This is a genomic window from Turneriella parva DSM 21527, assembly GCF_000266885.1.
GTDB classification, from domain to species: Bacteria; Spirochaetota; Leptospiria; order Turneriellales; family Turneriellaceae; genus Turneriella; species Turneriella parva.
In genome coordinates this window covers 2144463-2169022 of the sequence record NC_018020.1, presented here as the reverse complement: position 1 = coordinate 2169022, position 24560 = coordinate 2144463, and the positions used below count along the sequence as shown (strand labels likewise).

At 54.2% G+C, this 24560-nt stretch carries 26 protein-coding genes; 18 read left to right on the top strand and 8 right to left on the bottom strand.

The window, feature by feature from the left end:
- Positions 1-21: 21 nt before the first annotated feature.
- Positions 22-3771 carry a methionine synthase gene (metH, locus tag TURPA_RS10475; protein WP_014803278.1) on the top strand — a complete coding sequence of 1250 codons (3750 nt, stop codon included), beginning with the start codon at positions 22-24 and terminating at the stop codon, positions 3769-3771.
- Here the strand turns inward: metH and TURPA_RS10470 are convergent.
- The 3 genes from TURPA_RS10470 to TURPA_RS10460 all read right to left on the bottom strand — a co-directional run bounded on the left by TURPA_RS10470 (position 3768) and on the right by TURPA_RS10460 (position 7047).
- Positions 3768-4940 (bottom strand): cytochrome-c peroxidase, encoded by a 1173-nt coding sequence (locus TURPA_RS10470; protein WP_157210466.1) that lies wholly within the window; start codon positions 4938-4940, stop codon positions 3768-3770. The two genes, metH and TURPA_RS10470, sit on opposite strands and share 4 nt — an antisense overlap.
- 89 nt (positions 4941-5029) lie before the next feature.
- Entirely contained in the window at positions 5030-6166 is a 1137-nt protein-coding gene (locus TURPA_RS21775) for an alpha/beta hydrolase family protein (protein ID WP_014803276.1), read from the bottom strand.
- Positions 6167-6168: 2 nt separating this feature from the next.
- Positions 6169-7047 carry an alpha/beta fold hydrolase gene (locus TURPA_RS10460; protein ID WP_014803275.1) on the bottom strand — a complete coding sequence of 293 codons (879 nt, stop codon included), beginning with the start codon at positions 7045-7047 and terminating at the stop codon, positions 6169-6171.
- 395 nt (positions 7048-7442) lie between these two features.
- On the opposite strand from TURPA_RS10460, the gene TURPA_RS23785 reads away from it, so the two are divergent.
- Complete coding sequence (locus TURPA_RS23785) at positions 7443-7718, top strand: hypothetical protein (RefSeq protein WP_169314413.1); 276 nt, start codon at positions 7443-7445, stop codon at positions 7716-7718.
- A gap of 13 nt (positions 7719-7731) precedes the next feature.
- On the opposite strand, the gene TURPA_RS10450 is transcribed toward TURPA_RS23785, so the two are convergent.
- Together TURPA_RS10450 and TURPA_RS10445 are read right to left on the bottom strand one after the other, a co-directional pair.
- Positions 7732-8583, bottom strand: coding sequence for a DUF6544 family protein (locus tag TURPA_RS10450; RefSeq protein ID WP_014803273.1), 852 nt, complete (start codon positions 8581-8583; stop codon positions 7732-7734).
- The gene (locus TURPA_RS10445; RefSeq protein WP_014803272.1) at positions 8576-9208 is read right to left on the bottom strand and encodes an HAD-IA family hydrolase; all 633 of its coding nucleotides are present in this window, start codon (positions 9206-9208) and stop codon (positions 8576-8578) included. The genes TURPA_RS10450 and TURPA_RS10445 overlap by 8 nt, the downstream gene beginning before the upstream one ends.
- A 132-nt stretch (positions 9209-9340) precedes the next feature.
- On the opposite strand from TURPA_RS10445, the gene TURPA_RS10440 reads away from it, so the two are divergent.
- The 5 genes from TURPA_RS10440 to trmD all read left to right on the top strand — a co-directional run bounded on the left by TURPA_RS10440 (position 9341) and on the right by trmD (position 11967).
- Complete coding sequence (locus TURPA_RS10440; RefSeq protein WP_014803271.1) at positions 9341-9820, top strand: hypothetical protein; 480 nt, start codon at positions 9341-9343, stop codon at positions 9818-9820.
- Between the two features lie 212 nt (positions 9821-10032).
- Complete coding sequence (gene rpsP / locus TURPA_RS10435) at positions 10033-10365, top strand: 30S ribosomal protein S16 (protein ID WP_014803270.1); 333 nt, start codon at positions 10033-10035, stop codon at positions 10363-10365.
- A 12-nt stretch (positions 10366-10377) separates the two neighbouring features.
- Entirely contained in the window at positions 10378-10668 is a 291-nt protein-coding gene (locus TURPA_RS10430; protein WP_014803269.1) for a KH domain-containing protein, read from the top strand.
- Positions 10652-11281 (top strand): ribosome maturation factor RimM, encoded by a 630-nt coding sequence (locus TURPA_RS10425; RefSeq protein ID WP_014803268.1) that lies wholly within the window; start codon positions 10652-10654, stop codon positions 11279-11281. The genes TURPA_RS10430 and TURPA_RS10425 overlap by 17 nt, the downstream gene beginning before the upstream one ends.
- On the top strand, positions 11278-11967 hold the full coding sequence (trmD, locus tag TURPA_RS10420; protein ID WP_014803267.1) for a tRNA (guanosine(37)-N1)-methyltransferase TrmD: 690 nt from the start codon (positions 11278-11280) through the stop codon (positions 11965-11967). The genes TURPA_RS10425 and trmD overlap by 4 nt, the downstream gene beginning before the upstream one ends.
- Before the next feature lie 36 nt (positions 11968-12003).
- Here trmD and TURPA_RS10415 read toward each other — a convergent pair whose 3' ends face one another.
- From TURPA_RS10415 to TURPA_RS10405, 3 genes are all read right to left on the bottom strand, one after another.
- Positions 12004-12555 (bottom strand): hypothetical protein, encoded by a 552-nt coding sequence (locus TURPA_RS10415; protein WP_014803266.1) that lies wholly within the window; start codon positions 12553-12555, stop codon positions 12004-12006.
- 33 nt (positions 12556-12588) lie between these two features.
- Entirely contained in the window at positions 12589-13905 is a 1317-nt protein-coding gene (gene eno, locus TURPA_RS10410; RefSeq protein ID WP_041948452.1) for a phosphopyruvate hydratase, read from the bottom strand.
- A gap of 271 nt (positions 13906-14176) precedes the next feature.
- Positions 14177-15688, bottom strand: coding sequence for a carbonic anhydrase (locus TURPA_RS10405; protein ID WP_041948451.1), 1512 nt, complete (start codon positions 15686-15688; stop codon positions 14177-14179).
- A 328-nt stretch (positions 15689-16016) separates the two neighbouring features.
- Between TURPA_RS10405 and TURPA_RS10400 the strand changes: the two genes are divergently transcribed.
- Genes TURPA_RS10400 through TURPA_RS10355 form a run of 11 tightly spaced genes read left to right on the top strand, consistent with a single transcriptional unit; the run spans position 16017 to position 24552 of the window.
- Positions 16017-16217 (top strand): hypothetical protein, encoded by a 201-nt coding sequence (locus TURPA_RS10400; RefSeq protein ID WP_014803263.1) that lies wholly within the window; start codon positions 16017-16019, stop codon positions 16215-16217.
- An 8-nt stretch (positions 16218-16225) separates the two neighbouring features.
- Positions 16226-16804, top strand: a complete 579-nt coding sequence (locus tag TURPA_RS10395) for a cupredoxin domain-containing protein (RefSeq protein WP_014803262.1) — start codon at positions 16226-16228, stop codon at positions 16802-16804.
- Between the two features lies 1 nt (position 16805).
- A complete protein-coding gene (locus TURPA_RS10390) occupies positions 16806-18368 on the top strand; it encodes a cbb3-type cytochrome c oxidase subunit I (RefSeq protein ID WP_014803261.1) in 1563 nt (520 codons plus the stop codon).
- Positions 18369-18418: 50 nt separating this feature from the next.
- Positions 18419-18577, top strand: coding sequence for a hypothetical protein (locus tag TURPA_RS23420; protein ID WP_014803260.1), 159 nt, complete (start codon positions 18419-18421; stop codon positions 18575-18577).
- Positions 18578-18628: 51 nt separating this feature from the next.
- Positions 18629-20791, top strand: a complete 2163-nt coding sequence (locus TURPA_RS10385; protein ID WP_014803259.1) for a cytochrome b N-terminal domain-containing protein — start codon at positions 18629-18631, stop codon at positions 20789-20791.
- Positions 20772-21464: a tetratricopeptide repeat protein gene (locus TURPA_RS10380; protein ID WP_041948450.1), complete on the top strand. Its 693-nt coding sequence runs from the start codon at positions 20772-20774 to the stop codon at positions 21462-21464. Before TURPA_RS10385 ends, TURPA_RS10380 begins: the two co-directional genes overlap by 20 nt.
- Positions 21451-22080: an SCO family protein gene (locus TURPA_RS10375; RefSeq protein WP_014803257.1), complete on the top strand. Its 630-nt coding sequence runs from the start codon at positions 21451-21453 to the stop codon at positions 22078-22080. Before TURPA_RS10380 ends, TURPA_RS10375 begins: the two co-directional genes overlap by 14 nt.
- Entirely contained in the window at positions 22077-22433 is a 357-nt protein-coding gene (locus tag TURPA_RS10370) for a hypothetical protein (RefSeq protein WP_014803256.1), read from the top strand. The genes TURPA_RS10375 and TURPA_RS10370 overlap by 4 nt, the downstream gene beginning before the upstream one ends.
- A complete protein-coding gene (locus tag TURPA_RS10365; RefSeq protein WP_014803255.1) occupies positions 22430-23197 on the top strand; it encodes a hypothetical protein in 768 nt (255 codons plus the stop codon). Before TURPA_RS10370 ends, TURPA_RS10365 begins: the two co-directional genes overlap by 4 nt.
- Positions 23187-24191 carry a COX15/CtaA family protein gene (locus TURPA_RS10360; RefSeq protein WP_217157650.1) on the top strand — a complete coding sequence of 335 codons (1005 nt, stop codon included), beginning with the start codon at positions 23187-23189 and terminating at the stop codon, positions 24189-24191. Before TURPA_RS10365 ends, TURPA_RS10360 begins: the two co-directional genes overlap by 11 nt.
- Positions 24181-24552: a putative zinc-binding protein gene (locus tag TURPA_RS10355; RefSeq protein WP_014803253.1), complete on the top strand. Its 372-nt coding sequence runs from the start codon at positions 24181-24183 to the stop codon at positions 24550-24552. The genes TURPA_RS10360 and TURPA_RS10355 overlap by 11 nt, the downstream gene beginning before the upstream one ends.
- Positions 24553-24560: the final 8 nt, after the last annotated feature.

Below are 24560 nucleotides of genomic sequence, written 5' to 3'. Positions count from 1 at the left end.
TACATTACAATATATCGATGCATGCCCAAATACACTGAAGCCGAAATTCGCGCCGCGCTCAGCGAACGCATTCTGATTCTCGACGGTGCCATGGGCACGATGATACAGCGGCAGAATTTAACTGAGGCCGATTATCGTAACAATGAGAAATCCGCCCCCGGCATACCAGATCTGACGAAGCACGAAATACCGCTCAAGGGCAACTCTGACCTGCTCTGCCTCACGCGGCCCGACGTCATCACTGCTATTCACCGCGAATACATCGATGCGGGCGCCGACATCATTGAAACAAATTCTTTCAGCAGCAACAGCATCTCTCAGGGGGATTATAAACTCGAGCACCTCGTGCGCGAACTCAATCTCGCTGCGGTGAAATGCGTCGCCGACGCGCGCGAGGCATTTTATGCTTCGACAAGCTCAGCACAGGCGCCGAGAAAGATTTTTATTGCGGGTGCGCTCGGGCCGACAACGAAAACCGCATCGATTTCGCCCGATGTGAACAACCCCGCATATCGCGCGACGACATTCGATGAGCTGAAGGCCTGCTTCAAAGAACAGACGCTCGCGCTGCTCGAAGCCGGTGTCGACCTGCTGCTACCCGAAACCAATCTCGATACGCTAAACGTGAAAGCTGCGATCGTCGCGTTTGAAGAAGCATTTGCAGAAGTCGGCTACCGTGTACCGGTTTCCATTTCTGTCACGATCACCGACGCCTCGGGCCGCACACTTTCGGGGCAGACGGCTGAGGCTTTCTTCAATTCTGTGCGCCACGCGAACCCGCTTTCGATCGGTATTAACTGCGCTCTCGGTGCAAAAGACATGAAGCCGCACCTGCAATCGCTGGCGCGTGTTTCTGACGTGATGATCTCGTGTTACCCCAACGCGGGCCTACCGAATGCATTCGGCGGTTATGACGAAACACCCGCGATGTTTGCCTCAGACCTCGCGGTCTTCGCCAAAGACGGTCTGCTAAACATCGCCGGCGGTTGCTGCGGCACCTCGCCTGACCACATTCGCGAAATGGTGAAGAGGGTTGCGATAGAGAAGCCACGCTCAGCGCGCTCCCTTCGAGCACCTCAGGGAGCGAGTGCCAAGGCACCGGGCGGTGAGGCGCTCGAACCGACCGGACTGCACCTGGCCGGTCTCGAACCCTTGAACGTAGATGGCAGCACCGGCTTTCTCATGATCGGCGAGCGCACGAACGTCACCGGCTCGCCGAAGTTCAAAAAACTCATTCTCGAAGATAAATTTGACGAAGCGCTCGACGTTGCGCGCCAGCAGGTGTTCGCCGGCGCGAACATCATCGACGTGAACTTTGACGAAGCGCTGCTCGACGGCGAAGCGTCGATGACTCGCTTCTTGAACCTCATCGCCTCTGAACCCGACATCGCGCGCGTGCCGATCATGATCGACTCTTCGAAATGGTCGGTGATTCAGGCCGGCCTTAAGTGTGTGCAGGGCAAGGGCATCGTCAATTCGATCAGCCTCAAAGAAGGTGAGGATAAATTTCTCGAACAAGCCAAGATCGTGAAAGAATATGGCTTCGCAATGGTCGTCATGGCCTTCGACGAACAGGGCCAGGCCGCTACCGAAGATGACAAAGTTCGCATCTGCACGCGCGCTTACAAATTGCTCACAGAAAAAGCGGGCGTGTCGCCGAGCGATATTATTTTCGACCCGAATATTCTGACCGTCGCCACCGGCATAGAAGAGCACAATAACTATGCTGTCGATTTCATTAACGCGACCCGGCGCATTAAGAAAGAGTGCCCGGGCTGTTATGTTTCGGGCGGCGTCAGTAACGTGTCGTTCTCTTTTCGCGGCAACAATGCAGTACGCGAAGCAATCCACTCTGTTTTTCTTTACCATGCGATTCAGGCAGGTCTGGACATGGGTATCGTCAACGCGGGCATGCTCGCGGTTTACGAAGATATTCCGCCAGAGCTGAAAGATCTCGTTGAGGATGTCATTCTCAACCGCAGGTCTGACGCGACCGAAAGATTGCTCGCCGTCGCCGACAAATACAAGAGCGGCGGCAAAGAGCAGGTCAAAGAAGACCTGACATGGCGTGAGAACACCCCTGAAGAGCGCATCAAACATGCGCTCGTCAAGGGCATCGACCAGTTCGTCGATCAGGATGTCGAAGAGCTGCGCCTCAAGTACCAACCCACCCTGCGCGTGATCGAAGGCCCACTCATGGGTGGCATGCGTGTCGTCGGCGAACTCTTCGGCGCGGGCAAAATGTTTCTGCCGCAGGTCGTTAAATCAGCGCGCGTCATGAAAAAGGCGGTTGCTTATCTTTTGCCCTTCATGGAAGCAGAAAAAGCCGCTTCGGGTGCGAGCAGTGCGCAAACGAAAGTACTGATGGCGACCGTCAAAGGTGACGTGCACGATATCGGCAAGAATATCGTCGGCGTAGTGCTTGCGTGCAATAACTACGATGTGCATGATATGGGCGTCATGGTGCCTTGCGACAAGATTCTCGAAAAAGCGCGTGAAATAAACGCCGACGTGATCGGCCTCTCAGGTCTTATCACTCCTTCGCTCGACGAAATGGTCTATGTGGCGAGCGAAATGAAAAAAGGCGGCTTCACGCAACCACTTCTCATTGGCGGCGCCACGACCTCGGCTGCGCATACCGCGGTTAAAATCGTGCCCGCGTATGACCACCCGGTCGTGCATGTTCCCGATGCGTCGCTGGTCACAGGTGTACTCGGCCGGCTGCTCAGCGAAGACATGCGCGACAAGTATGTGAGTGAAATTTCTGCCGAGCAGACGCAGATTCGTGAAGACTATCTGAGCGGTAAAAAAGACCGCCAGTTTCTGTCATTGCCAGACGCACGCGCGCTCGCCCCACAACTGCAGCCCGCGCCGGTCAAGGTGCCCAACAAACTCGGCATCACTCTGCTCGACAATGTTCGCCTCGGCGATCTTGTGCCCTACATCGACTGGTCACCCTTCTTTATGGCGTGGGAGCTCAGAGGCAGATACCCGCGCATACTCAAAGACGAAGTTGTCGGGGCCGAGGCAACGAAACTCTTCAACGATGCTCAGAAAGTGCTCGCGCAAATTCTGCGCGATAAGCCATTCACGCCGCGCGGAGTCGTGGGCATATTCCCCTGCCGCAGGGACGGTGACGACGTGATAGTCTATGCAGATGAGAATCGGGAAAAAGTTCTGCACAAATTACACTTTCTGCGCCAGCAAAAAAAGAAGGATAACGAGCAGGTCTATTTCTGCCTCGCCGACTACATTCAAGAGCGGGACTACATCGGTGGCTTTGCAGTAACCGCCGGTGACGGCGCCGGCGAATATGCGGCGCAGTTCGAAAAGAAGAACGACGACTATTCTGCGATTATGGTGAAGGCGCTCGCCGACAGGTTTGCCGAAGCCTTTGCCGAATATGCGCACGAACTGGTGCGCAAGCACACCTGGGGCAACGTACCCGATGAAAAACTCGATATCGAAGGGCTCATCAAAGAGGAGTACATTGGTATTCGCCCGGCCCCCGGCTACCCGGCATCACCTGACCATACCGAGAAGCGCACGCTGTTCGACTGGCTCGCCGTTGAAAAGAACACAGGTATCAACCTGACAGAGAGCTTCGCGATGACCCCGCCTTCTTCAGTGAGCGGGCTCTATTTCGCGCACCCCGAATCAAAGTATTTCGCTGTCGGCAAGATCGACCGCGACCAACTCGAAGACTACGCAGCGCGCAAGGGCAAGCCAGTCGGTGAAATGGAACGCTGGCTGAGGCCTTACCTCGACTAGCGCCCCGGTGGCGGCCCGAACGGATTCGACCAGCGAGTGTCGGTATATATGGCATTGCCCGTCAGGGTTTTCAAAAAGGCGATGAGCGCTGCCTTCTCATCTGCAGTCATGTTGAGGCGCTGCGGAAATCCCGAGAGCTGCAGGCGAAAGTCAAGCTGCGGGTTAAATGCAGCCGGAATCGCATTGTAATGGTCGACCATTGCATCGAGCGTGGCGTGCGAGCCGTCATGCATCATCGGCCCATTCGCATTTCCGTTGGCATTGACCAGATCGCGCAGGGTCGGTGACCGCGTTGCGTTGAAATCATTGCCGCCGCCTATCGCGCCGATAGCGCCATTGTTACCCACAGACGAAATATCGAATTCGGGAGCGACGTGGCATTGATTGCAGCCTAAACCACCGCCAGTTCTGCCAGAGGGCCCTAACCCGAACGGTTGCTGCATGAAAAGAGATTTGCCGAGATTTTCCTGGGTGGAAAAATTCGGAAAGTCTGAAAAGTCATCGGTGACCTGAGCGCGCCCCTGGTCGAAGCGCGAATCAAACGATTGTATGCTGCGAATAAACTGGCCCAGAGCCAATTGCAGCCGCTGCTCGGTGATCTCGCTCGTACCAAAAGCATCGCGAAATAGATTTGCATAATATGGAGTCGCCCGCATGCGATCGAGCAGCACAGAAATATCGGGATCACCGTTCGCGCCGCTAAAACCCATCTCTGCATGGTCACGAATAGGCATGGTGGTCTGTTCTTCAAGCGACGCGGCGCGCTTATCCCAAAAGAAGCGCGTATCATTGGCAAATCGCACATTGACCAGCCTCATGGAGTGTCTGCTCGTCGGGCCGTTGGCGCCGCGGCTTGCTCTGGGCGCATCGCTGAAGGCCAGATTCTGATGATGGCAGCTACTGCACGATGTCGAATTGTTGGCTGACAATAATCTGTCATAAAAGAGAATTCGCCCGAGAAAAGCCCCGGCGTCTGTGACAGGGTTAGAATTGTCGACCTTCGTGATATATGCAGGCACTGTCTGGTTTGCGTAATTGCCCGGGTTCGTAAGATTGGGGGTCAACCTGCCAATCGGTGGCAGCTGCTGTATCGTATCGATATCCCCATTTTGGCCTGCGCAAGAGAAGCCTGCCGCCACAACCAGAATGATCAGAATTCGGCGCATCATTTCCCTCGTAACTGAGAGCCTGAAAGTCCCGAAAGCGGCCGCTATTTTTTCAACCGGGCGAGGCCGTGCAGTCTGCCATTCGCCCCGCGCTAATAGAGCCTTAATCCCCTCAAGAAACTCACGACCTGGCGCATGTAATGAGTCTTTTCGAAATGCACGAGGTGGTTGCCGGGAAACCAGTAGATCTTCGGGTGCTTCCAGTGGTGCCAAAGGCTGTGCGCATGATCGGGATGCGCCATGCGGTCAGCCGTACCGGCGATGATCAAGAGGCGTTCGTGGTCGATTGCCGGGGGGCGCGCAAGCGGCGAAACCGGTAAAAGCAGCTGGTTGATTTCATCAACATTCAGCGAAAGCACTTTCAGAAATCCTTTTATCACCGCTGCGCTTGGTTGCCACTGCAGAATGACATTAAAGAGGGTAATCACCGGTACCACCGGTATCGCAAACGCAAGGCGCTTGTCGAGCGAAGCCATGAGCGCGGTATGAAACCCGCCGAGTGAAAAGCCCATCATGCCGATCGGCATTTTCGAGCGCGATTCAAGAAAATCGACGTAGCGAGTCAGGTCGTGAACCGACCAGCGCACGTTTTCAGCGATGCGGGCAACGTCAAAAAACATGAAACCGTCGCCGCTGAAACGCGCATTCTTTGCCTTGCGCGGACCATGGTAGGGCATCGTGTACATGAGTACGTTAAAACCCAGCCTGAAGAATTTGGCAACTTCAAAGAGCCTTGCATTAAAATTATAGCCATCGAGCACGTAACCGTGCACCACAATGATCGTGGGTCTATCGCCTGTCTTATGGCGGATATAGCGCGCGCATGAAGCAGCCTGCGGCATCGGAAAAATATCTCCAGCGTGGTACTGCGGGTTTAACGGCTGAAACTCGCTCGGAAACAAAATGTCTTCAAAGATGGCATCGTGAATAGGTAACGGCATCGGGTCTGCAGGCCGCACCACGGGTTCGCCGGGTTCAGGCTTCAGAAAAAAAGACTGCGGCTCAGCGATAAATTTCGGGCTGGCGTAGAAATCCCACTGCTTACGGTATTCTGGCCGCATCACCTGCGGAATCACCGGTACATTACTGATGAGCACGCGCGTCGAAAGAAAGGTGCGCAAAAAATGATCGGCCGTAGCGCCGATGCCCGTCATAATCTTGTCTTTGAAATCGTGTGCAAAACCGCCTTCGGGGTGTGGCTTGACGCGACTGAGAACAGAATTGTGCATGGTTAACCTTGAATGAATTTTTCGATCTCGGCGTTAACGGCGTCTGGTTCGTCGTGCTGCAGCCAGTGCGTGGCCTTCTCAAAATATTTCACGCGTGCGCTGCGGCAGTATTGCAGGCTTTCGGTCGCCATCGCCGCTTCGAGAAAGCGATCGCCCTTGCCCCAGAGAATCAGTGTCGGCACCTCGACGGACTGCTGCGCCGAAAGATCGGGATGTCTGAAGGCAGCCCGGTACCAGTTTACCATTGAGTCGAATGCCTGCGGTTTCTGCCACGCCTCTCGATACGCCAACAGGTCTTCATCAGTGAAAGACCCTTCGTTAGCTGTGCTGCGCATACCTTCGGCAAAGCGCTCGTAACCATCTAACGCCGCTAACCAACCAGGTACAACGGGTAGCTGAAAGAAAAACATATACCAGCTTTTCATCAGCTGGTTAAAATTCGTGAAAAGCGTTTTGACCATGGCGCGTGGGTGCGGCACATTGAGAATCACCAGACGCGAAAAAAGCGCCGGGTGGCGAATCGCCGCCTGCCATGCCGCAGCCGCGCCCCAATCGTGCCCGACGAGAACCGTCTCTGCGAGTTTCAGCTGGCGCACGATCGCCGCAACATCTTCAGAGAGCTGCACGATCGAATATTCGGCGATGCGTTCGGGCTTGTCGCTATCATTGTAACCACGCTGGTCAGGCACGACAACCCGATAGCCCTTGGCGACGAAATAGCCGATTTGTTTACGCCACCCATACCAGAACTCGGGAAATCCATGCAAAAAAACAATGGGCTGGCCATCGGCCGGCCCCGCGCATTTGACGCTGAGCGTATAGCCGTCTGTCGTGCGGATTTTTCGCTCTTCTATTTCAACCCCGGCAATTGCAGGATACATATACCCCGAGGCCACAGCAGAGACACGGCGAAAAGAAGTTTGGGATTGCGAAAGAAATGATCTCGGGCGGCGTTTTTTCGCGCTCAGAATGAGAAAAACGGAGCGTTTTCTGGTATTTATTGGTTAGAGAACCTATGAGATTCAGCAGACAACCGCGTTTTTTAGAACAGAGCAACGTTCAAATCAACAATGTTCTGGAGATTCGCCTCGCGCCCAAACATTGGAACCGCATCAAAATAACGGCGTGGCAGCGGCGCCGTACCTATTCAACAATTTCCCGGTACTGCGTTCTGCGGCTTGCGCGTAAATGCTCGTTGCGGTGGACTGCAAGATTGGAGACGGCGACTGCCGGCGTCAGGCGGGGGCTTGAGATTGCGCAGAATACGCACCGGCACATGATGTGTCTTTATGGCGATGATGAGAAGATTATTCGTCTTGCGGCCATGGAGTTGGGATTGACCCTGACGGCATTTGTGCGGCTTGCGTTAGAGCTCTATCTGGATTCCTTGGCTATGGAAAAACATAGCAATGGCTTCGTTTCAAACCAGAAGCTCACGTGGGAAGGCATTCGCTTTACAGAAGAAATACAAATCTACGCCGAAAATGGCGGCGGCTGGCCCTTTCTGCGCAGCCTACATTGCTTCCGGTTTGAAATTGACAGCTATTGGTGATACGTACCTCATATCAGTTCGGCATCACGTTATACTCAATACTCTTTAGCAGAAACCTGCCATAGGTAAACGCGCCTTCGTTCAGATGCCAAATCGCCTCACCGCGTGAAACGACACGCCTACCCGCAAATTCACGGTATTCACTAACAGGTGTTGACCAACGCTCGCGGCGTAACTTGTTCTCGGCCGTCAGATAGTAACGATCATCAGAGATGAAATCAATCAGTTCGCCATTCTCTCTGAACTTCAGCCGGGCTTTGATGCTGTATTTTCCATTGGTGAAAGTGGCTTCAACGTGCTGCGCATCGACCGTACGCCAGCGAATACGTTTATCGATCAGTGCCGCGGGCGCGAGCAGGCACATGTCGTTGAATAAGGTGACGGTCTCCGCAATAGTCAGCTCTTCGCCTTTCAGATCGACAATAGATATGAGTGAGGCGATTTTCACCTGCATGGTTGCCTGCTGATTTTGGTACGAATGCCAGACCGAAACCGGCAATCCTTTCATGAAGGCCGTGAGGTAGAAATCGCGAGAATAGTCGTTGAAAAAGTTCTCTTGAAGTATTACAGCGGACATCCAAGGGCCTGATTTATCGCTGCGTAGTGCGCCATCCCAGACAACGCGAAAATTGCGGATTTTTTCGCGACCAACAGCACCGGCTACCCTGAGATATTTCTGCACGAGTGTCGGCAGATCTTGAATATCCCTTTCTGTTACTGTGCCCGCAGCGGCGGGCGTCGACTTCTGCATGCGCCGAATACCAGATTCATATTGCGTTCTCAACCCCCGGCTTTCGATCAAGAAATAGACGACGCCTGCGCTTATGGCGAGCAGCGCCAGCAATATGTATCCAGTTTTACCCATGGGTACCTGCATTTTGCAGAATCTTATGGCGTTGCAAGACTTCATGCAATTCTGCGACGCCGCGTACAATCTCGGCGCGCATGCCGAGCGACCTCGCCATATCAACGTTCAGCCTGTTGTCATCGACAAAGAAAATCTGGCTCGCTTCAAATGGCAACACTTCGAGCACCGCCTGAAAAATGTCGGCGTGAGGTTTTACGTACCCCATTTTGAAAGAAGCAAAATGGTAGTCAAAGAATGTGTCGATATGCCATTCATTCTGAAATCGTGGGTAATGCAATGAGTTGGAGTTCGAAAGGTACGCTAACTTGTAGTGTTTTCTGAGTAATCGCAAGAGATCTGCGGCGCCGTCGTAAAGCCCGGTTGGCCAGGCAGAGAAGGATCTCAGAAACTCATCGGCCGGCATCGGTGACGAAAACGCTTTGAGCACGCCCTCTGCAAAATCGGCCTCTGAGATTTTTCCCGATTCATAGAGCTGCACGGCTTCGCAGGTGAGCCAGGTTTCCCAAAGGTCGATGTCTGATTTACCTTTTTCGCCGAGTGCCCTGAGGCCGGTCGTGTCGACCTCGATGATAACGCCGCCGAGGTCAAAGAGCAGAAGTTCGGGTTGTTGCAGAGTTTGCATATGCGTGCCCGGTAGACGCGAATCGGCGAAAGACCGCGTAAAGGTTTTGCGCGCCGGTTGTAAAACTACCCATGACCATGTCGGGCCTGAATCCTCATTGACATTCTGAAGGCGTTGCAGCGGTTCAGCGCCATGAAAAAAATCACTCTGATGCTCTGCGCCGCGGGTGCGCTGCTCGCGTCTGCGTGTTCAAAAGAGCCGCAACCGCCTCTCGAGGCGACAACGATTGACAAAGTCTGTACTGAGGCGTTCGGCCCGTTTTACGACGAGCGCAAGTACGTAAAATACCACCGCGTTTCGTTTACAGGTTTTTTGGCGACACCCAAAAGTGCGATGATCAGCGACACCATGTTCGTCGACGTGCATGAAAAGCCGAATCGTGCCGGGGCGCTGGTGCGGGCCTCGTTTCGTGTGGGCTCTGGCAAGAACCGGGTTGAGAAGCTCAAAAACGGATATAAAGAGAGCGATTTGAAGATCGGGAGCAATTCAGGGGCAGACCTGGGCAATGGCTCGAAGGTTGTCATTGAAGGCGCAGTTTCACCGGGTGGCGTGCCGGGAAAATGGCTCGATGGCTGCTATGTCAGGGTTGAAAGCGTCGAGAAGGCGAACTAGAAGGGGCTGCGCGGCAGGTCGCCATATTCGAAATTTTGGAGCTATTGCAAAACGACGAAATTCGGGAAAAGCGGGCCTCAGCCCGTTCATAGAGCGATTTGCGCTTCGAAAATCGCGGAACTTTTCCTGAAATTCGTCGTTTTGCGACCTGCCGCGCAGCCCCAGAGGCCAAGTTTCATTTGACGCTATGTCTAAATGACCGGTTTTAACCCATGACTGTCAAACTCCGGCTGCAACGCTATGGTACCAAAAAGCGGCCTTTTTATCGCATAGTTGCGACCTCGTCGTCTGTGAAGCGCGACGGTAAGTTTCTTGAAATCGTGGGTCTTTACCACCCGCTCGTCAAAGAAGGCGGCCAGGTTCGCCTCGAGAAAGAAAAAATTCAGACATGGCTCAGCAAAGGTGCTCAGCCGTCAGATACGGTAAAAACCCTGCTCTCAAAAGCCGGCATCTGGAAGCCATTCGCAGAAGCCAAGGCAATCAAAGACGGTGCAAAGCAAAAACGCTTGAACGAAAAAGCGAAAGCAAAGCGCGCGGCGAAATAAGCAGAACCGACCATGACAGAAGCGCGTAACTCAGACCCGGCATCGCTCGTTGAATACATTGCGCGCAGCCTTGTGCGTAACCCCGACGACGTTCAGGTGCTGCCTGTCAAAAGCCCCGCATCGCTGATTCTTGAGTTGCGCGTCAACAAAGACGACATCGGCATGATCATCGGTAAAGGCGGCCGCATCGCCAAAGCCGTTCGCGTGCTGCTGAACGCGATCTCTGTAAAAAAAATCATTCTCGACGACGGGCGCGAAGAGCGTTACCAAAAAGTTCTGCTCGAGATTGTCGACGAGGCATAGCCTCATTCTCCCCGACCTGAACGGCAACCCACTGGTAGTTCTGGGCCGCGTAGGGCGGCCGCATGGCGTTCAGGGCCAATTGCACGTCGATCGTACAGGCGAGAATTTACGCGCATTCACCGGTAAGACCGTGCACCTCTGCCCCGCTGCCGGCAATGCAATGATTATTGCAGCAGAATCAGCATCCAAATCCATAAGACTGAAACGCTGCGACCCCGCAAAAGGTGAGGTTGCACGTGTCACGTTTGAAGGCCTCGCCGACCGCGATCAGGCCGCCACGCTCACCAACCTGCTCATCGCAGTGCCGCGCAGTGAACTCTCAGAGCTCGCCGCCGCCGCCCGAAAGGGTGAACCAGAACACCTTTCTGACCTTTGGTTTTTCGAGATGATCGGCCTTGCGGTTCGCGATGCCGAAAGCACAACACCATTTGCGCGTATCACCGCGGTCGAAGAGCTCGGCCAGAACACACTCGTCACGCTTGAGCCTCTGCCCGGCCAAACCCTGCTTACGCGCCGCTTAGAACTGCCGCTTGAATATCCGCATTGGCAGAATGTGGATGTCTCACGAAACGAAGTCACGCTCTCAGAATGGAAAGCCTTTGCCGAAGCATGAAGTTTCATATCGTCACGCTGTTTCCTGAGTTTTTCGAAAGTCCGCTAAAATCTTCACTGCTCGGTAAAGCTGTCGCGTCGGGCACCGTAACCGTGAACCTGATAAATCCCCGTGACTTCGCCGAAGGCAAACACCGCAAAGTCGACGACACGCCCTATGGGGGTGGCGCCGGCATGGTCATGATGGTCGAACCGATCGCGCTCGCGGTCGAATTGATTCGCGCCACTGAACCTGACACGCATGTGGCCTTGCTCGCTGCCCGGGGCAAACTTTTCGACCAACAGTTGGTGCGTGACTATGTGGCTCGGTACAAGAGCATCACGCTGATCTGCGGCCATTATGAGGGCGTCGACGAGCGCGTGGCTGAGCATGTCGCGAACGAGAGCGTGAGGCTGGGTAACTTTGTTCTATCAGGTGGTGAACCCGCGGCGCTCACGATTATCGACGCCGTCGCAAGGCGCCTGCCCGGTTTTATGGGCAACAGCGAGTCACTGCAGCATGAATCGTTCGATGAAGCGGCTTCAGAAAATAGCGCCGACACGGGTCGGCCGCACTTTGAGCACGCGCAATACACCCGCCCCGAAGACTGGCGTGGCCATAAAGTACCTGAAATCTTGCTGTCGGGCAACCATGCGAAAATTTCGGCCTGGCGAAAAGAAAACGCGGCCAAAACAAGATTTCATTAAGAGCTAACAGGTTCCTTTGAAGGAACCTGTTAGCTCTTAACTAAAAATGGTGGTGATACCAAATCTTTCGCGCGCAATTGTAACCGCAAGGTTCAGATAGAATATCTGCAGCAACGCATACACGGCAAATTTCAGCGGCGGTACAGATAAGAACTTGCCCTGCGGCTCATCGCTAGGCAGCCAGAGTTTCAGGGCATAGTGCAGCATGCCCGCGAGGCCCGAAAACGCCATGAAACCCAAAACCAGATTCTTGATCGCGCCTGGTGCAAGCCTTTCAATGATCAGCATTCGCAGAAACACGACCAGGTCGGGCGAACCGAGCAGAATGTAATAGAACGCCACCACGACGAAATAGATGCTGATCGGCCGCGAATCTTCGTGCGGGTCGAAAAACCGAAATGCAAAAATCGGCGTTATCATGATCGCGACGAGCACCATCAAATAGGGCCCGCGCACTTTGATAATGTTGCGCGTAAGTTCAAACGCGAGCAGCATACCGATCGCCAGCGCGACCACGCCGACCGCTGCGGGCAGAAATGCCCTATGACCGGTCACGCGGTTAAATATGTCGCGCAAATTCTGCATCATTTAGTTCATAATAAGAGCGGCCGACCGCGCTTATTATGAACCTCGGTTTTTAAAAGCGGCAATGCCCGGGTAGAATGCATCGGCGCCCAGCATCTCTTCGATGCGCAGCAGTTGGTTATATTTTGCAATGCGGTCGGTGCGGCTCATCGAGCCGGTCTTGATCTGCCCGGTTTCGGCGGCGACGGCGAGGTCGGCAATCGTCGTGTCTTCTGATTCACCCGAGCGGTGCGATGAAATGCAGGTATAACCGTGCTTGCCGGCGAGCTGCATCGTTTCAAATGTTTCGGTCAGCGTGCCAATTTGGTTAACCTTAATGAGGATTGAATTTGCGATGCCCTTGCTAATGCCCTCGGCGAGTATCTTCTTGTTCGTCACAAACAAATCGTCGCCGACGAGCTGAATCTTGCTGCCGAGTTTATCGGTGAGTTTTTTCCAGCCGGCCCAGTCTTGTTCTGCGAGGCCGTCTTCGAGCGACACAATCGGATATTTGCTGCAGTAGTCGGCGTAGAGGTCGATCAAACCCTCCGCATCGAGCACCTTACCGTCGTCACCGTCGAGCTTGTACGTATTAGCAGGCCGGTCACTGAGCGCAGTCGAAGTGTAGAATTCGCTGGCTGCTGCATCCATCGCGATGTAGGTATCGACACCCGGTTTGTACCCGGCCTTTTCGATCGCTGACATCAATAGATCGAGACCCTCACGGTTCGACTTTACGTTGGGAGCATAACCACCTTCGTCGCCGACAGCCGTATTGTAACTCTTGTCGTGCAGCACCTTTTTCAGCGCATGAAAAATCTCAGCGCCCTGGCGCAGGCACTCACGAAAAGAATCGAATGCGACCGGCACGATCATGTACTCCTGAAAGTCGAGATTGTTATCGGCGTGCGCACCGCCGTTGATCACATTCATCATCGGCACAGGCAGCGTGCGCGAGAACGGCGAACCGAGGTAGCGAAAGAGCGGCAGGTCTAGGTATTTTGCCGCTGCATGTGCGGTCGCCATCGAAACGGCCAGCATCGCATTGGCGCCGAGCTTCGACTTGTTTTCTGTCGCATCGAGTTGAACGAGAATTCTGTCGACTTCGCGCTGGCCAAGCGCGCTCACGCCAACCAGATGCGGATTGACAGTTTCATTGACGTTGGCGACTGCCTTGAGTACACCTTTGCCCGCATATCGGCCTTTGTCGCCGTCGCGCAGCTCGAGGGCTTCACGGCTGCCGGTTGAAGCCCCCGACGGCACAATCGCACGGCCAATATCACCGCTATCCAGGGTCACTTCAACTTCTACAGTGGGGTTGCCGCGCGAATCAATCACTTCACGGGCGCGTACGTCTTCGATAATCGCTGTCATGGGTTTGGCTTCGGTTTTCAGCTGGTATGTAAAGAAGATTGCAACAGCGTTGCAGCTCCGCCACCCGGTCAGGTAGACGCTCCGGAGCCCGGTGCCGGGCAGAGATTCCCAGGGCCCGACTGCCACTCAAATGTGTTGCATTCGGGTATGCGGGTTAATGATACCAATGCCGTCGCTGTTCTGTGCCGCATGGCGTGCACCAAAGTCAGCCCCGGCACGGCAGACTGGTAAACCCCACCCACCTGCTGCACCCACGAAAGAGTTTTGAGCCTCAGCCCACAGCAAACGGCAGCTCAAAACCGTTGGTCGCGTGAGCCACAACGGGATACTCTTCGATTTCTGTTTCTTCAAGACTTTCGGGCATCGGCGACAAGAATTCGATGCGCCCTGATTTTAACAGATATACCGCAGGCACAAGCCTCACAAAACCTCTGCGAATAATCTCAATAATTTGCGTGGCGTCGAGGTTGCCTTCGCGTGCGCGCCTGTAGAAATCAAGACAGCCTTCAACGGCATTAAAACGCGCCGCGAAGATGCCGAGCGCATCGTGCTCATGTGCCGTAAGGCCGTTTTTATGCAGCCACGAAAAATAGGGAGAAAGCCTGTGCCTGATGCTGTTGACGAGATGCCCAACGTGCGGCGAACCCGTCATATTCTTCAACGCAGTCTTAGCGCCGTTCTCGGCCGATGTTATAACGGCATTCAACGCTCCGCAGCGCGAATGCGACTTAACAATCAGGTAAGAAAATTCGCGGTACGATGCAGGCAGTTCGGGGTTCGTAAGCAAAGCGGCACTCGTTGCCTGGCGTGCGTGTTCTTCAATTTCTTCGAGTGCAATGCGCAGTCCACGCAACGTATGGTCGCCAATCTCATTGCCCGCGCTGTGAAAACTTTCGATCGCACCTAACTCAAAATCGCCAAAAGTCACCGTAGGGTGAGAACGACTGTCGGCACAGCCCAAAATAACGACCCTGCACGGCACTGGCGGAGAATGCACCGCACGGTAGCGGCGGTTACCCGCGGCGATGCGGGCAAGCGAAACAATACCCTCATGCAGGTGCGCTACCTGCTGCGGGTCGCTCGCCAGGCCTTCGACAATGTCTTCAATGCGGGGCGACATCTGCCGCAGCTGATCAATAATACTATCAGCAGCGAGCAGGCCAAACCATGACACCTTGCCGATTTTTTCATCAAAGAAGGCTTCGCCAACGATAACCTTACCTTCTTTCACCAGAGTGGCAAACGCCTTGTCGTTCTCAAGCAACAGCAGCGAGCGGGTACGTCCGTGAATCAAGTCGTGCGAGTTGTATTGCGAAAGTGACTTCCATGCTGGCAAATTAACATGAGAAATTCCCAGGTGGTTGCCGATCGACAGCCGATTGGCAGCTTCAATGAGCGCTGCGGGGCGGGTGATTGTAGGCTTGTCGGGCATCACCTTGCGGCAGCTCTGCCCTGCCTGGCATTGGTGCACAATAATCTGCACCAATGGAATCTGGTGATCGGCCAGGTGCGTCAGGCCATACATGAGCGTACCGATCTTTTCGGCGCTTAGCCGCGCACCGCGCTCAACCTGCATGAAAATTTCGTTTAGCCCGCAGTCCAGAATGCGGGGCATCGGCATACTCGAATGGCTGCAACCCAGAATCGCCGCAATGGGTGTCTGCGATTCAGAGTTCGATTCGCCTCTCAACTGCCAGTCTTGGTTCAGTTGCGCGAGATGCACGAGCAATGGGTCAGGAGCAGCATTTTGAGGAAAAAACAGCCGGCGCTCAGCATCTGTCATGGTTTGGCTTTGCTGCAATTGCATCTTGACCCTCCTGAACCATGTGGGATATAGACCATATCAGGAACTATGGCATTGATAAAGGTCAAGATAATCGGCGATTTATTCGCAGCCAGGCGAGCAGGTATCGCTTGCGGCCGATGCGCCGGTTCGATTGAAATCCGGCTACGGCCTGCCTGAAAGAAATGCAGGCGAAGCTATTGATAGAAAAAAAGGTCTACTTCTTGACTTATATCAATGATTTTTTTCTGATCGTGTGATAGGCGATTGGACAGTATCAGGGAGGTCGGCCCGCGGGATCCCTGTAGTTTCTGCCATGGGAGGCAAAATGGATCACGAAGACAAGCAAAAACGCACGCTCGGCCAGAGGGCATTTGACAACATCTGGTTTCTGCTGATCATCGGCATGGCTTTTCCGGGGATATTCTACCTCGGTTGGGGCTTGCTCGAGATTTTCGTATTCAATAACACCCAGTTGAAAGATTATCTGGCGCAGAGTAACCAGCAATATCTTTTGCCGGGCAAATAGGAGCCAACATGCCTTTAGAAACGCCCAAGAAAAACTGGTGGGAGCCATTTAACCGCGAAGAGCGCATCTGGCTATACATCTCGATTGCGTGGGGTATTGTGATGTTCGTCATGATGCCGCTCGGCCACTTCTGGAACCAGAACATTTCTTCAGAAACCTATAAGACGAATCCTGAAGAATACCGCGAAGTCGTCGATAAGTTCATCGCCAAGTACCAGCGCAAAGACGCCAAAGGTGAAATAATCACCCATAATGGCAAACCTGGCGGCATTCCGCTCGTCGATGCCCCCACAAAAGAGAACGGCGACACCTTTCTCGTGGCGCAGGCATGGCAGTTTCGCCCGGCGCTCGTGCTGAAGAAGAACAAGACCTACCGCATTCACATGTCATCGCTCGACTACCAGCACGGTTTTTCGCTGCAACCACAGAATCTTAACATTCAGATTCTGCCCGATTACAGCTTTGTGATCACGATGAGTCCGAACGAAACGGGCAAATTTTTTCTCATCTGTAACGAGTACTGCATGTTTGCAGGCGAGAAGTTCGGCCATGACACCATGGTTGGCCAGGTGATAGTGGAGGATTAACATGAGTATAGCTGATATTACCAACCAATTCAGAACCTGCCCGACGACCGGACTCAAGGTCCATATGCCGGCGCAGCGCCTCATCTGGATCAACGCCGTCTCGGCCGTGGTGTTTCTGCTCGTCGGGGGAGTTCTCGCTCTGCTGATCGCGCTCACCCGTTGGCCTGCAGTACACCTTTTGCCGCAAGATCTCTTTTACCGTTTCGTGACGGCACACGGCATTACCATGCTCGTGTTCTGGATCGTGTTCTTTGAAATGGCAGGCGTCATCTTTGCAGCGCAGACTATTCTTGGTGCGCGCTATCCCGGCGTCAAACTCGGATGGTTCAACTACATTCTGATGATTACCGGTGCGATCATGGTCGAGGTGGTTGTTTTCATGGGTAAGGCCGACGTGATGTTCACGGCGTATCCGCCCCTGAAAGCACACCCGGCGTTCTATCTCGGTATCATTCTCTTTGCCGTCGGGGCGCTGATTAACTGCTTTCAGTTTCTTTATGCACTCGTCATTGCCAAAAGAGAAGGATGGCATAAAGGCAGCCTGCCGCTCTTTACGTTCGGTATTCTCGTCGCGGTCATTATCGCGATCTTTACCCTCGTCTCAGGTGCAGCCGCTTTTATCCCGGCGTTTCTCTGGTCGATCGGCATTATCGATCGTGTCGACCCCGAGTACTTTCGCATTTCGTTTTGGGGCTTTGGCCACTCGGCGCAGCAGCTCAACCTCGCAGCGATGGTTTCAATCTGGTACCTGCTCGCAAATCTGACCACTGGCGCCAAACCCGTGAACCAGAAAATGTGCCGTTGGGCATTCGTGCTCTATCTGCTCGGCATCAACCTCGGTTCGATTCACCACAACCTTGTTGACCCGGGGCTTTCGGCAACCTACCGTATCTTCAACACGAGCTACCTGTTCTACGCTGCGACCATTGGTTCGATGATCCACGCGTTCTCGATTCCGGCGGCGGTTGAAACGGCACAGCGCGCGAAAGGGTATACCCGCGGCCTCTTCCAGTGGCTGACGAATGCTCCGTGGGGCCAGCCCGGTTTCTCAGGCATGGCGCTCTCGATGGTGATCTTCGGCTTCTTCGGCGGCGTGACTGGTATCATTCTCTCTGTTGAACAGCTGAACATGCTTTCACACAACAACATGCGTGTTCCCGGCCACTTTCACATGACAGTTGTGGGTGGTACCACTCTCGCGTTTATGGCTCTCACCTATTATGTCATTCCGCTCGTACTGCAGCGTAAGCTGATCGGCGAAAAGCTGGCGAAATACCAACCATACGTCTTCGGTTTCGGCGTGATGATGTTTGCAACCGGTATGCACTTTGCGGGTGTCATGGGTGCCCCCCGCCGCCACTGGGACGTGACGTTCCAGAACGCGGTGATCCAGGTACCCTTTGACCCGGCGATGTACACAATGCTCGCACTGGTCGGTATCGGTGCAATTCTGGCGTTCACGGGCCTCTTGATGTTCATCTACGTAGCGGTGCTGTCGGTCTTCTTCGGTAAAAAAATACCGTCGCAGATTGAACCTTATTCACCGCAGCACGCAAATGGCTGATGGTAGCTGCACACATGCCGTCACGACAAACGGGGATTTAAGGAGGAAATATGTCTGATAACAATAATACTGGTTCTGCTGGGCAGAACCAAAAAGAAAAGATGCATGCGCCGGGCAGCTTCGTGCTCGCGCTCATCTTTCTCGCCTGGTTCATGGTCGTCTACTTCACACAGTGGCTGGCCCTGAGCAAGAACTGGACTGTTTACTAAGATTGCTTCTGCAAGGCTGCCAGCGGCAGCCTTGCAGAACAACCCCAGAATATGAAATTTCGCCGCCCAATCTTCCAGTCTTTTCTTTCTTTATTCCACCGCGCCGACAGTGCGTTTAACCACGTCTTTACCGAGAAGGGCAACTTTCTCTATTACCTCGGGGCTTTGCCTGTAATCTTACTCTTTGTACTACTGATCACCGGCCTCTTCATGTTCATCTACTACAACATGTCGGTGCACCAGAGTTATGAATCGGTCAAATACATGACCGAAAGCGCGCTGTTGGGGCGGTTTATCCGCAACCTGCACCGCTACGCCGCCGACGCGATGATGTTTTTCGTGCTGTTGCACATGGCACGCATGCTCTTCGAAGAAAAATTCCAGAACCATCGTACCCTCGCCTGGGTGAGCGGCCTTATCATTCTCGGTTTTATGCTCGTGCAGGGTCTGACCGGTTATATACTACCGCTCGACGCCAATGCGCGTTTTGTAATGGAAAAGACTTCTGAGCTGCTCGCAGGCCTCAAGGTATTCGGCGATACCCTGCCGCGTTCGTTTTCATCGCCTGCACTGCTCGGCAAATGGATCATGTGGGTTGTACTCATCGTGCACCTGTTCATTCCCCTGCTCTTTATTCTGCTGCTCTTCGTGCATCTTTTGCGCGTCTCGCGTGCGAAACTGTTTCCACCGCGCAAGCTCACGCTCGCGTTTCTCGGCGTGCTCATACTCTACACGCTCGTGTTTCCGATCAATATGGTGGGCAAAGCCGAGGCAGAAAAAATGCCCGAGCTCTTGCAGCCCGACTGGTTCTATCTGTTTTTCGCAGCAATCTTCGAAACCCGTTATGCCTGGATAGCCTGGAGCACCATGGCCGCGGGTTTTCTGCTGCTCATGGCCATGCCATGGCTGGTAAAAAAGCGCGAAATTGTGACAGCCGGCGTCATTGCCGAAAAGTGTACCGGCTGCGGCCTGTGCGCAATCGACTGCCCTTACCAGGCGATGCATATGGTTGAACGCGCGAGTTTGATTGGCAACGCCAATCAAACGCACCATAAATACCTTGTATCCATCGACACCGACCTCTGTTCTGGGTGCGGCATCTGCGCGGGTTCATGCACCTACGATGCAATCACGCATGTAAAACCTGGCGCCACCCAAGCCGAACCCGACTGGTCTGAGGCAAAAGACAAATGGGTCACCCTGGTCTGCCAGGGCCGGGCACACTCGCTGGGCCTCAGTGCAGAGGGCGGAGCTTTAAGAGCTTACGAAGCTGGCACCGTTTTGGCGATCACCCCCTGCACCGGAAAACTCGGTGTCAGCGAAACAGAAAAAATCCGTGCGGGTGGTGCAAAAGGACTTATCGTCGGCGCCTGCCCCGAGGGTGATTGCTGGTACCGCGAAGGCAACCGCTGGCTGATGGACCGTATCGAGCTGAAGCGCAAGCCGAATTTCCGCCGGGTTGCGGCGGAGTTTCCGATTTTGGGTTTCCGCTTTAACGGACAGCAGAAACATTCGTTTGTTTCTGAGCTCCAACAAATCGTGAGGTCACAGAATACGTTGCCGAACCGTCTGTTTTCATTACTCAAACCATCAAATTGGGCACGCTCGTTTTCGGTCGGCACGTTCGTCTTTGCGCTGGCGGTCTGGGTGTTTTATCTCGGTTCATCGGGAAGGTTCGGCGCCATTGAAGCATCGAAATCGACCGCGTTGCTCAGACTCGACTTCTTTTACCAGAGCGAGAAAGAAACCTGCTCGCCCGAACAGATACCTGCCGATGCACGAGAGCAGGCGATCAAGCGCATGGCAGGACTCGTCAAACTCGAGAACCTGACGCCCGAGGCGCGTGAGCGAATTCTGCAACAGGCCGCCGACAGCGTCGCTTCAAAATACTGCAGCCGTGCACGCCGCGATCTCGACATCATCGTGCGCATCGACGGGCAAGAACAGTCACGGCGCACTTTCAGGCCTGCTGGGTTTCAGCGCGACGGCATTACGTACGTCATGATGAAAGTACACACCGTACCTGGACCGCATGAGGTCCAGGTTGTGGTTCACGAACGCGATACTGGTTCTACCGGCAAAGAAATCAGCTTTGCTGAAAGAATGGAGTTCTCGCCCGCAGAAGTCAAGCTGCTCGATTACGAACCGAACCAAGCGAAACTTTTCAGGCGAACTCTGCAGATGCCTCAAAAGAATGAGACAGGGAAAGATTAATATGCGTTACACGGCACTATTACCTATGCTGTTGCTTCTTTCCGCCTGCAAACCAGCCTCAGAGAAAGCCTACGAACAAAACTTTTCCCTACGTGCGGCCCGAGAGCTTGACAGCACGGGTAATACCGAGCTCGCACGCTACTATCTTGAACGCGCGCGGCAAGACCCAGCAGCACATACCGAAGCCGAAAATTTCAGCCGTCGTATCACCGAGCGCAAATTGCGCACCCAAGACTGCCTCGAGTCGAAGAAGACGGATCTCACGATCAACCAATACCCGCGCATTCGCCACAAGCACCTTTTCCAGATGGGTGTTTGCTTTGAAGAAGCCGGCGACACCGCGCGCGCTCTGAAGTTTTACGAGATGGCCGAAAACGCAGCTTCAATGCAGCCTCAGTTGTTTCTCCGAAGGGCTTTGCTGCATAGCCGCACCGGAAACAACCCAGCAGCGGCAGCCGATTTTGAGCGCGCCGTTTCGCTGAACAGGGAATATCCGCCAGCGCTCTTCAATCTGGTGCTCTACCGCATCACAGCCGAGCAGGCAGAAGCAGCGAAGGCTCATCTGCCAGAGCTAAAGAGCCTTAAACCAAACTATGCCGATATTGCAGCCGATGCGCTGCAGCATCAGGCAGAAATCGTCACCTTCATGAGGGGCCGCAATGCAAGACGCTAAGGCAACACGCCTCTGGATATTGCGCGGCATCGCTGCTTCGCTGATGGTGGCCTCGGCCTACATCGCCTGGTATTCGATGTCTGCCGATCGCCCCCGCGACTTCTGGCAGGACAAACTGAAACCCCAGCGCGCAAACCTGCTGCAGTTCGAAGGCACCTTTATCGATCAAGAAGGCAAACAGGTTCGCCTGAGTGATTTCGCAAACCGCAACACCATTTCCACCTTCGTATTCAAAGATTGCGGCATGTCATGCCCGCTGATTATGAATGACCTGCGGCTATTTCACAATGACACTCCTGAGTTTGCCAAAGATGGCCTGTTTCTTATTTTCACCTTTGAAGACCACCGCGCCAACCCCGAGCAGCTGAAAGACTTTCTTACCAGATACCACGTTACGGGCAATCAATGGCGGGTGCTGACGAGCGATGCCGAAACCATTCGGCGCCTTGCCGACACCTATGCCTTGCAGTACAACAAGACGATAGACGGCAAGCTGGTGTATGCGCATAGCAATGTCTTTATCGTGACCGACCGCAAAGGACGCGTCACGCGCGAATTTCGGGGTCTCGACAACAACAAGGCGCGCTTCTTCGACGAGGTAAAAAAGAGCCTATGATCAGACGAAACAAGGGCACGTTTATGGCCATTTTGATCGGTCTCTGGGCGCTGAGTGCCGCCAACGGCATAAAGGATTTCTTCTTTGAGATGCGCGCCAAGACCCGAGGTGAAATCATCAGCTATTCTTCTCTGCAGGAATTCTGCGGCTGGACAGGCGAAAAAAAGCCGGGAGAAACGGAGTTTGAATACGGCATGCGCCGTGCGCGCAACATGTTTTCGGCGCTGATGGCGATGAGTTTTCTCTCCGTACTATTTTTTGGCTCGGTGGTCACACTGATCTTTGGCGCTTTCTGGATTGGGGGCGGGTTCAAAGACGAAGAAGATGACACAGGGAGCAACAAAACAGCATGAAAATCTCGACACGCTTATGGATCGCCGTCACGGCTGTGCTCACCCTGGCCTCGCTCTTCATCAAGTTCTACTTTCTGCCAGCCGCCGAGCGATTCACGCGCCTCAGCGTAGAAGAACAGATTCACCGTGACATGGTCGCTTTCGAAAAGATTATCGGGGTTGTGGTAACTGCCGCCAACGGCGATCAAGATTATGTGCGCCGGGCGCTTTACGCTATCAGCGCCGACAAAACGATTCCGATTGAACTCAGGCGCAGCGATTTTTTGAACAGCCAGTTTGGCGTGCGCAAAGACCGTGTGCCACAGAATGATTTTGAGAGAAGGGTCTTACAGAGCGCGCAGGCAGCCTTTCGGCAAACCGACCAGTTCATTGAATACGCTTACCCGCTGAAAGCACAGCCAATCTGCCAGACATGCCACGTGGGCGCCGACAACAAGGCGATTGCGCTCGGTCAACCTGTCGGCCTGGCAATCAGGCGTCTGCCCCTGAGCGCGCTGAGTGAGTCACGCATCAGCTACTTTACCCTCGATCTTTTTTGGGAAAATTTTGGCCTGCTTGTGGTCTGCATGCTGGGCCTGCTCGTACCCGTTTGGTGGTGGGTGCTGCGGCCATTGAGCCGTTTTTCCGCTGAAAGCGAAGGGATTATCCACCGGCGCGATATGGCAGATGACAGCGACAAGACCGTGCTCTTGCCCGAAAGCGAAAAAATGCCTGAAGAATGGCGCTCCATAAGAAGGATCATCGACGATGCGCGTGACAGGTAGCGCTGCGCTTCGCCCTGTAACCGCCTGGCTCTATATCTGCGCTGCAGTCGTTTTTGCGATTGTGGTCATCGGTGGCATCACCCGGCTGACGCGATCTGGTCTCTCAATCGTCGAATGGAAGCCGGTAAGCGGAGTTGTGCCGCCCATCGGTGAAACCGAGTGGCAGGCTGAATTTGAAAAATACAAGGCAACACCCGAGTACCGGCTCGTGAACCACACCATGACGCTGCCCGAGTTCAAGAATATTTTCTGGTGGGAGTTCATCCATCGCATCTTCGCCCGGCTGGTCGGTGTTATTTTTCTTCTGCCGTTTCTCTGGTTTCTCGTGCGCAAACGCATCGATCGTCCACTGGCGCTCAGGCTAGGTGTCATCTTCGCTCTCGGTGGTTTTCAGGGGGTTCTCGGTTGGTACATGGTAAAAAGTGGGCTCGTGAACGACCCGCACGTCAGCCACCTGCGCCTCACAAGCCACCTCATGACCGCAGTGCTGATCTATGCGCTGATGCTGATGACTGCCTGGAGCCTCGAAACGCGCCCCCGCGTTCAGGGCTCACGGGCATTCGCCTGGGCCAATGTGATTCTGGTCTTCGTCATGATGGCAAGCGGGGCACTCGTGGCCGGGCTGAAGGCGGGAAAGATGTATAACACGTTTCCACTCATGAACGGGCAGTATTTTCCGCAGGGTGCGCTGGGATTTTCCCCGGTGCTGTCGAATTTTTCTGACAACCCAATCATGGTGCAGTTCTTACACCGTAACTTCGCTTACGGACTGGGAGTTTTCTTTTTCTGGCAGCTTTGGCGCGAACGCAAGAATGTGTCGCTAAATCACCCGCTGGCGTGGATCGTCATGGCATATTTGCTGCAGTTTCTGCTCGGGGTTTTCACCCTGCTGAAGGCAGTCCCCGTTTCGCTGGGCGCCCTGCACCAGGCGAATGCACTCATTCTTTTTACGGCAACACTCTTTCTGCTCGCGCGGAGACCGCATGCAGCCTGAGCTACCGCTAGTCTACTCGTGTTCAGGCTGCTCGTCGGCCGCACAGATGGCGAACTCCATTGCGCTCCGCCTCGACCGCGAAGGCCGCGCCGAGATGTCGTGCATCGCCGGTGTCGGGGGGGGTGTGCAGCCACTCGTACGCACCGCGAAAAGTGGCAGGCCGATTATCGCGCTCGATGGTTGCGCCCTCAAGTGCGTTGCACACTGCCTCGCCCGCCATGGCGTTGTCGCCGAGCGCCACTTTGTACTCTCAGGCTTTGGGGTCGAAAAAAAGAAGCAGCATTTGTTCTCGGCAGAAGAGATAGAAGGGGTTTACACGAGACTCTTGTCAGAAATTGACGAAAAACCTGCTGCAGTTTAGCCGAATCG

Coding starts and splice junctions, on each gene's coding strand:
- metH (WP_014803278.1), top strand. CDS start 22: ATGCCCAAATACACTGAAGCCGAAATTCGCGCCGCGCTCAGCGAACGC.
- TURPA_RS10470 (WP_157210466.1), bottom strand. CDS start 4,940: ATGATGCGCCGAATTCTGATCATTCTGGTTGTGGCGGCAGGCTTCTCT.
- TURPA_RS21775 (WP_014803276.1), bottom strand. CDS start 6,166: ATGCACAATTCTGTTCTCAGTCGCGTCAAGCCACACCCCGAAGGCGGT.
- TURPA_RS10460 (WP_014803275.1), bottom strand. CDS start 7,047: ATGTATCCTGCAATTGCCGGGGTTGAAATAGAAGAGCGAAAAATCCGC.
- TURPA_RS23785 (WP_169314413.1), top strand. CDS start 7,443: ATGATGTGTCTTTATGGCGATGATGAGAAGATTATTCGTCTTGCGGCC.
- TURPA_RS10450 (WP_014803273.1), bottom strand. CDS start 8,583: ATGGGTAAAACTGGATACATATTGCTGGCGCTGCTCGCCATAAGCGCA.
- TURPA_RS10445 (WP_014803272.1), bottom strand. CDS start 9,208: ATGCAAACTCTGCAACAACCCGAACTTCTGCTCTTTGACCTCGGCGGC.
- TURPA_RS10440 (WP_014803271.1), top strand. CDS start 9,341: ATGAAAAAAATCACTCTGATGCTCTGCGCCGCGGGTGCGCTGCTCGCG.
- rpsP (WP_014803270.1), top strand. CDS start 10,033: ATGACTGTCAAACTCCGGCTGCAACGCTATGGTACCAAAAAGCGGCCT.
- TURPA_RS10430 (WP_014803269.1), top strand. CDS start 10,378: ATGACAGAAGCGCGTAACTCAGACCCGGCATCGCTCGTTGAATACATT.
- trmD (WP_014803267.1), top strand. CDS start 11,278: ATGAAGTTTCATATCGTCACGCTGTTTCCTGAGTTTTTCGAAAGTCCG.
- TURPA_RS10415 (WP_014803266.1), bottom strand. CDS start 12,555: ATGATGCAGAATTTGCGCGACATATTTAACCGCGTGACCGGTCATAGG.
- eno (WP_041948452.1), bottom strand. CDS start 13,905: ATGACAGCGATTATCGAAGACGTACGCGCCCGTGAAGTGATTGATTCG.
- TURPA_RS10405 (WP_041948451.1), bottom strand. CDS start 15,688: ATGACAGATGCTGAGCGCCGGCTGTTTTTTCCTCAAAATGCTGCTCCT.
- TURPA_RS10400 (WP_014803263.1), top strand. CDS start 16,017: ATGGATCACGAAGACAAGCAAAAACGCACGCTCGGCCAGAGGGCATTT.
- TURPA_RS10395 (WP_014803262.1), top strand. CDS start 16,226: ATGCCTTTAGAAACGCCCAAGAAAAACTGGTGGGAGCCATTTAACCGC.
- TURPA_RS10390 (WP_014803261.1), top strand. CDS start 16,806: ATGAGTATAGCTGATATTACCAACCAATTCAGAACCTGCCCGACGACC.
- TURPA_RS23420 (WP_014803260.1), top strand. CDS start 18,419: ATGTCTGATAACAATAATACTGGTTCTGCTGGGCAGAACCAAAAAGAA.
- TURPA_RS10385 (WP_014803259.1), top strand. CDS start 18,629: ATGAAATTTCGCCGCCCAATCTTCCAGTCTTTTCTTTCTTTATTCCAC.
- TURPA_RS10380 (WP_041948450.1), top strand. CDS start 20,772: ATGAGACAGGGAAAGATTAATATGCGTTACACGGCACTATTACCTATG.
- TURPA_RS10375 (WP_014803257.1), top strand. CDS start 21,451: ATGCAAGACGCTAAGGCAACACGCCTCTGGATATTGCGCGGCATCGCT.
- TURPA_RS10370 (WP_014803256.1), top strand. CDS start 22,077: ATGATCAGACGAAACAAGGGCACGTTTATGGCCATTTTGATCGGTCTC.
- TURPA_RS10365 (WP_014803255.1), top strand. CDS start 22,430: ATGAAAATCTCGACACGCTTATGGATCGCCGTCACGGCTGTGCTCACC.
- TURPA_RS10355 (WP_014803253.1), top strand. CDS start 24,181: ATGCAGCCTGAGCTACCGCTAGTCTACTCGTGTTCAGGCTGCTCGTCG.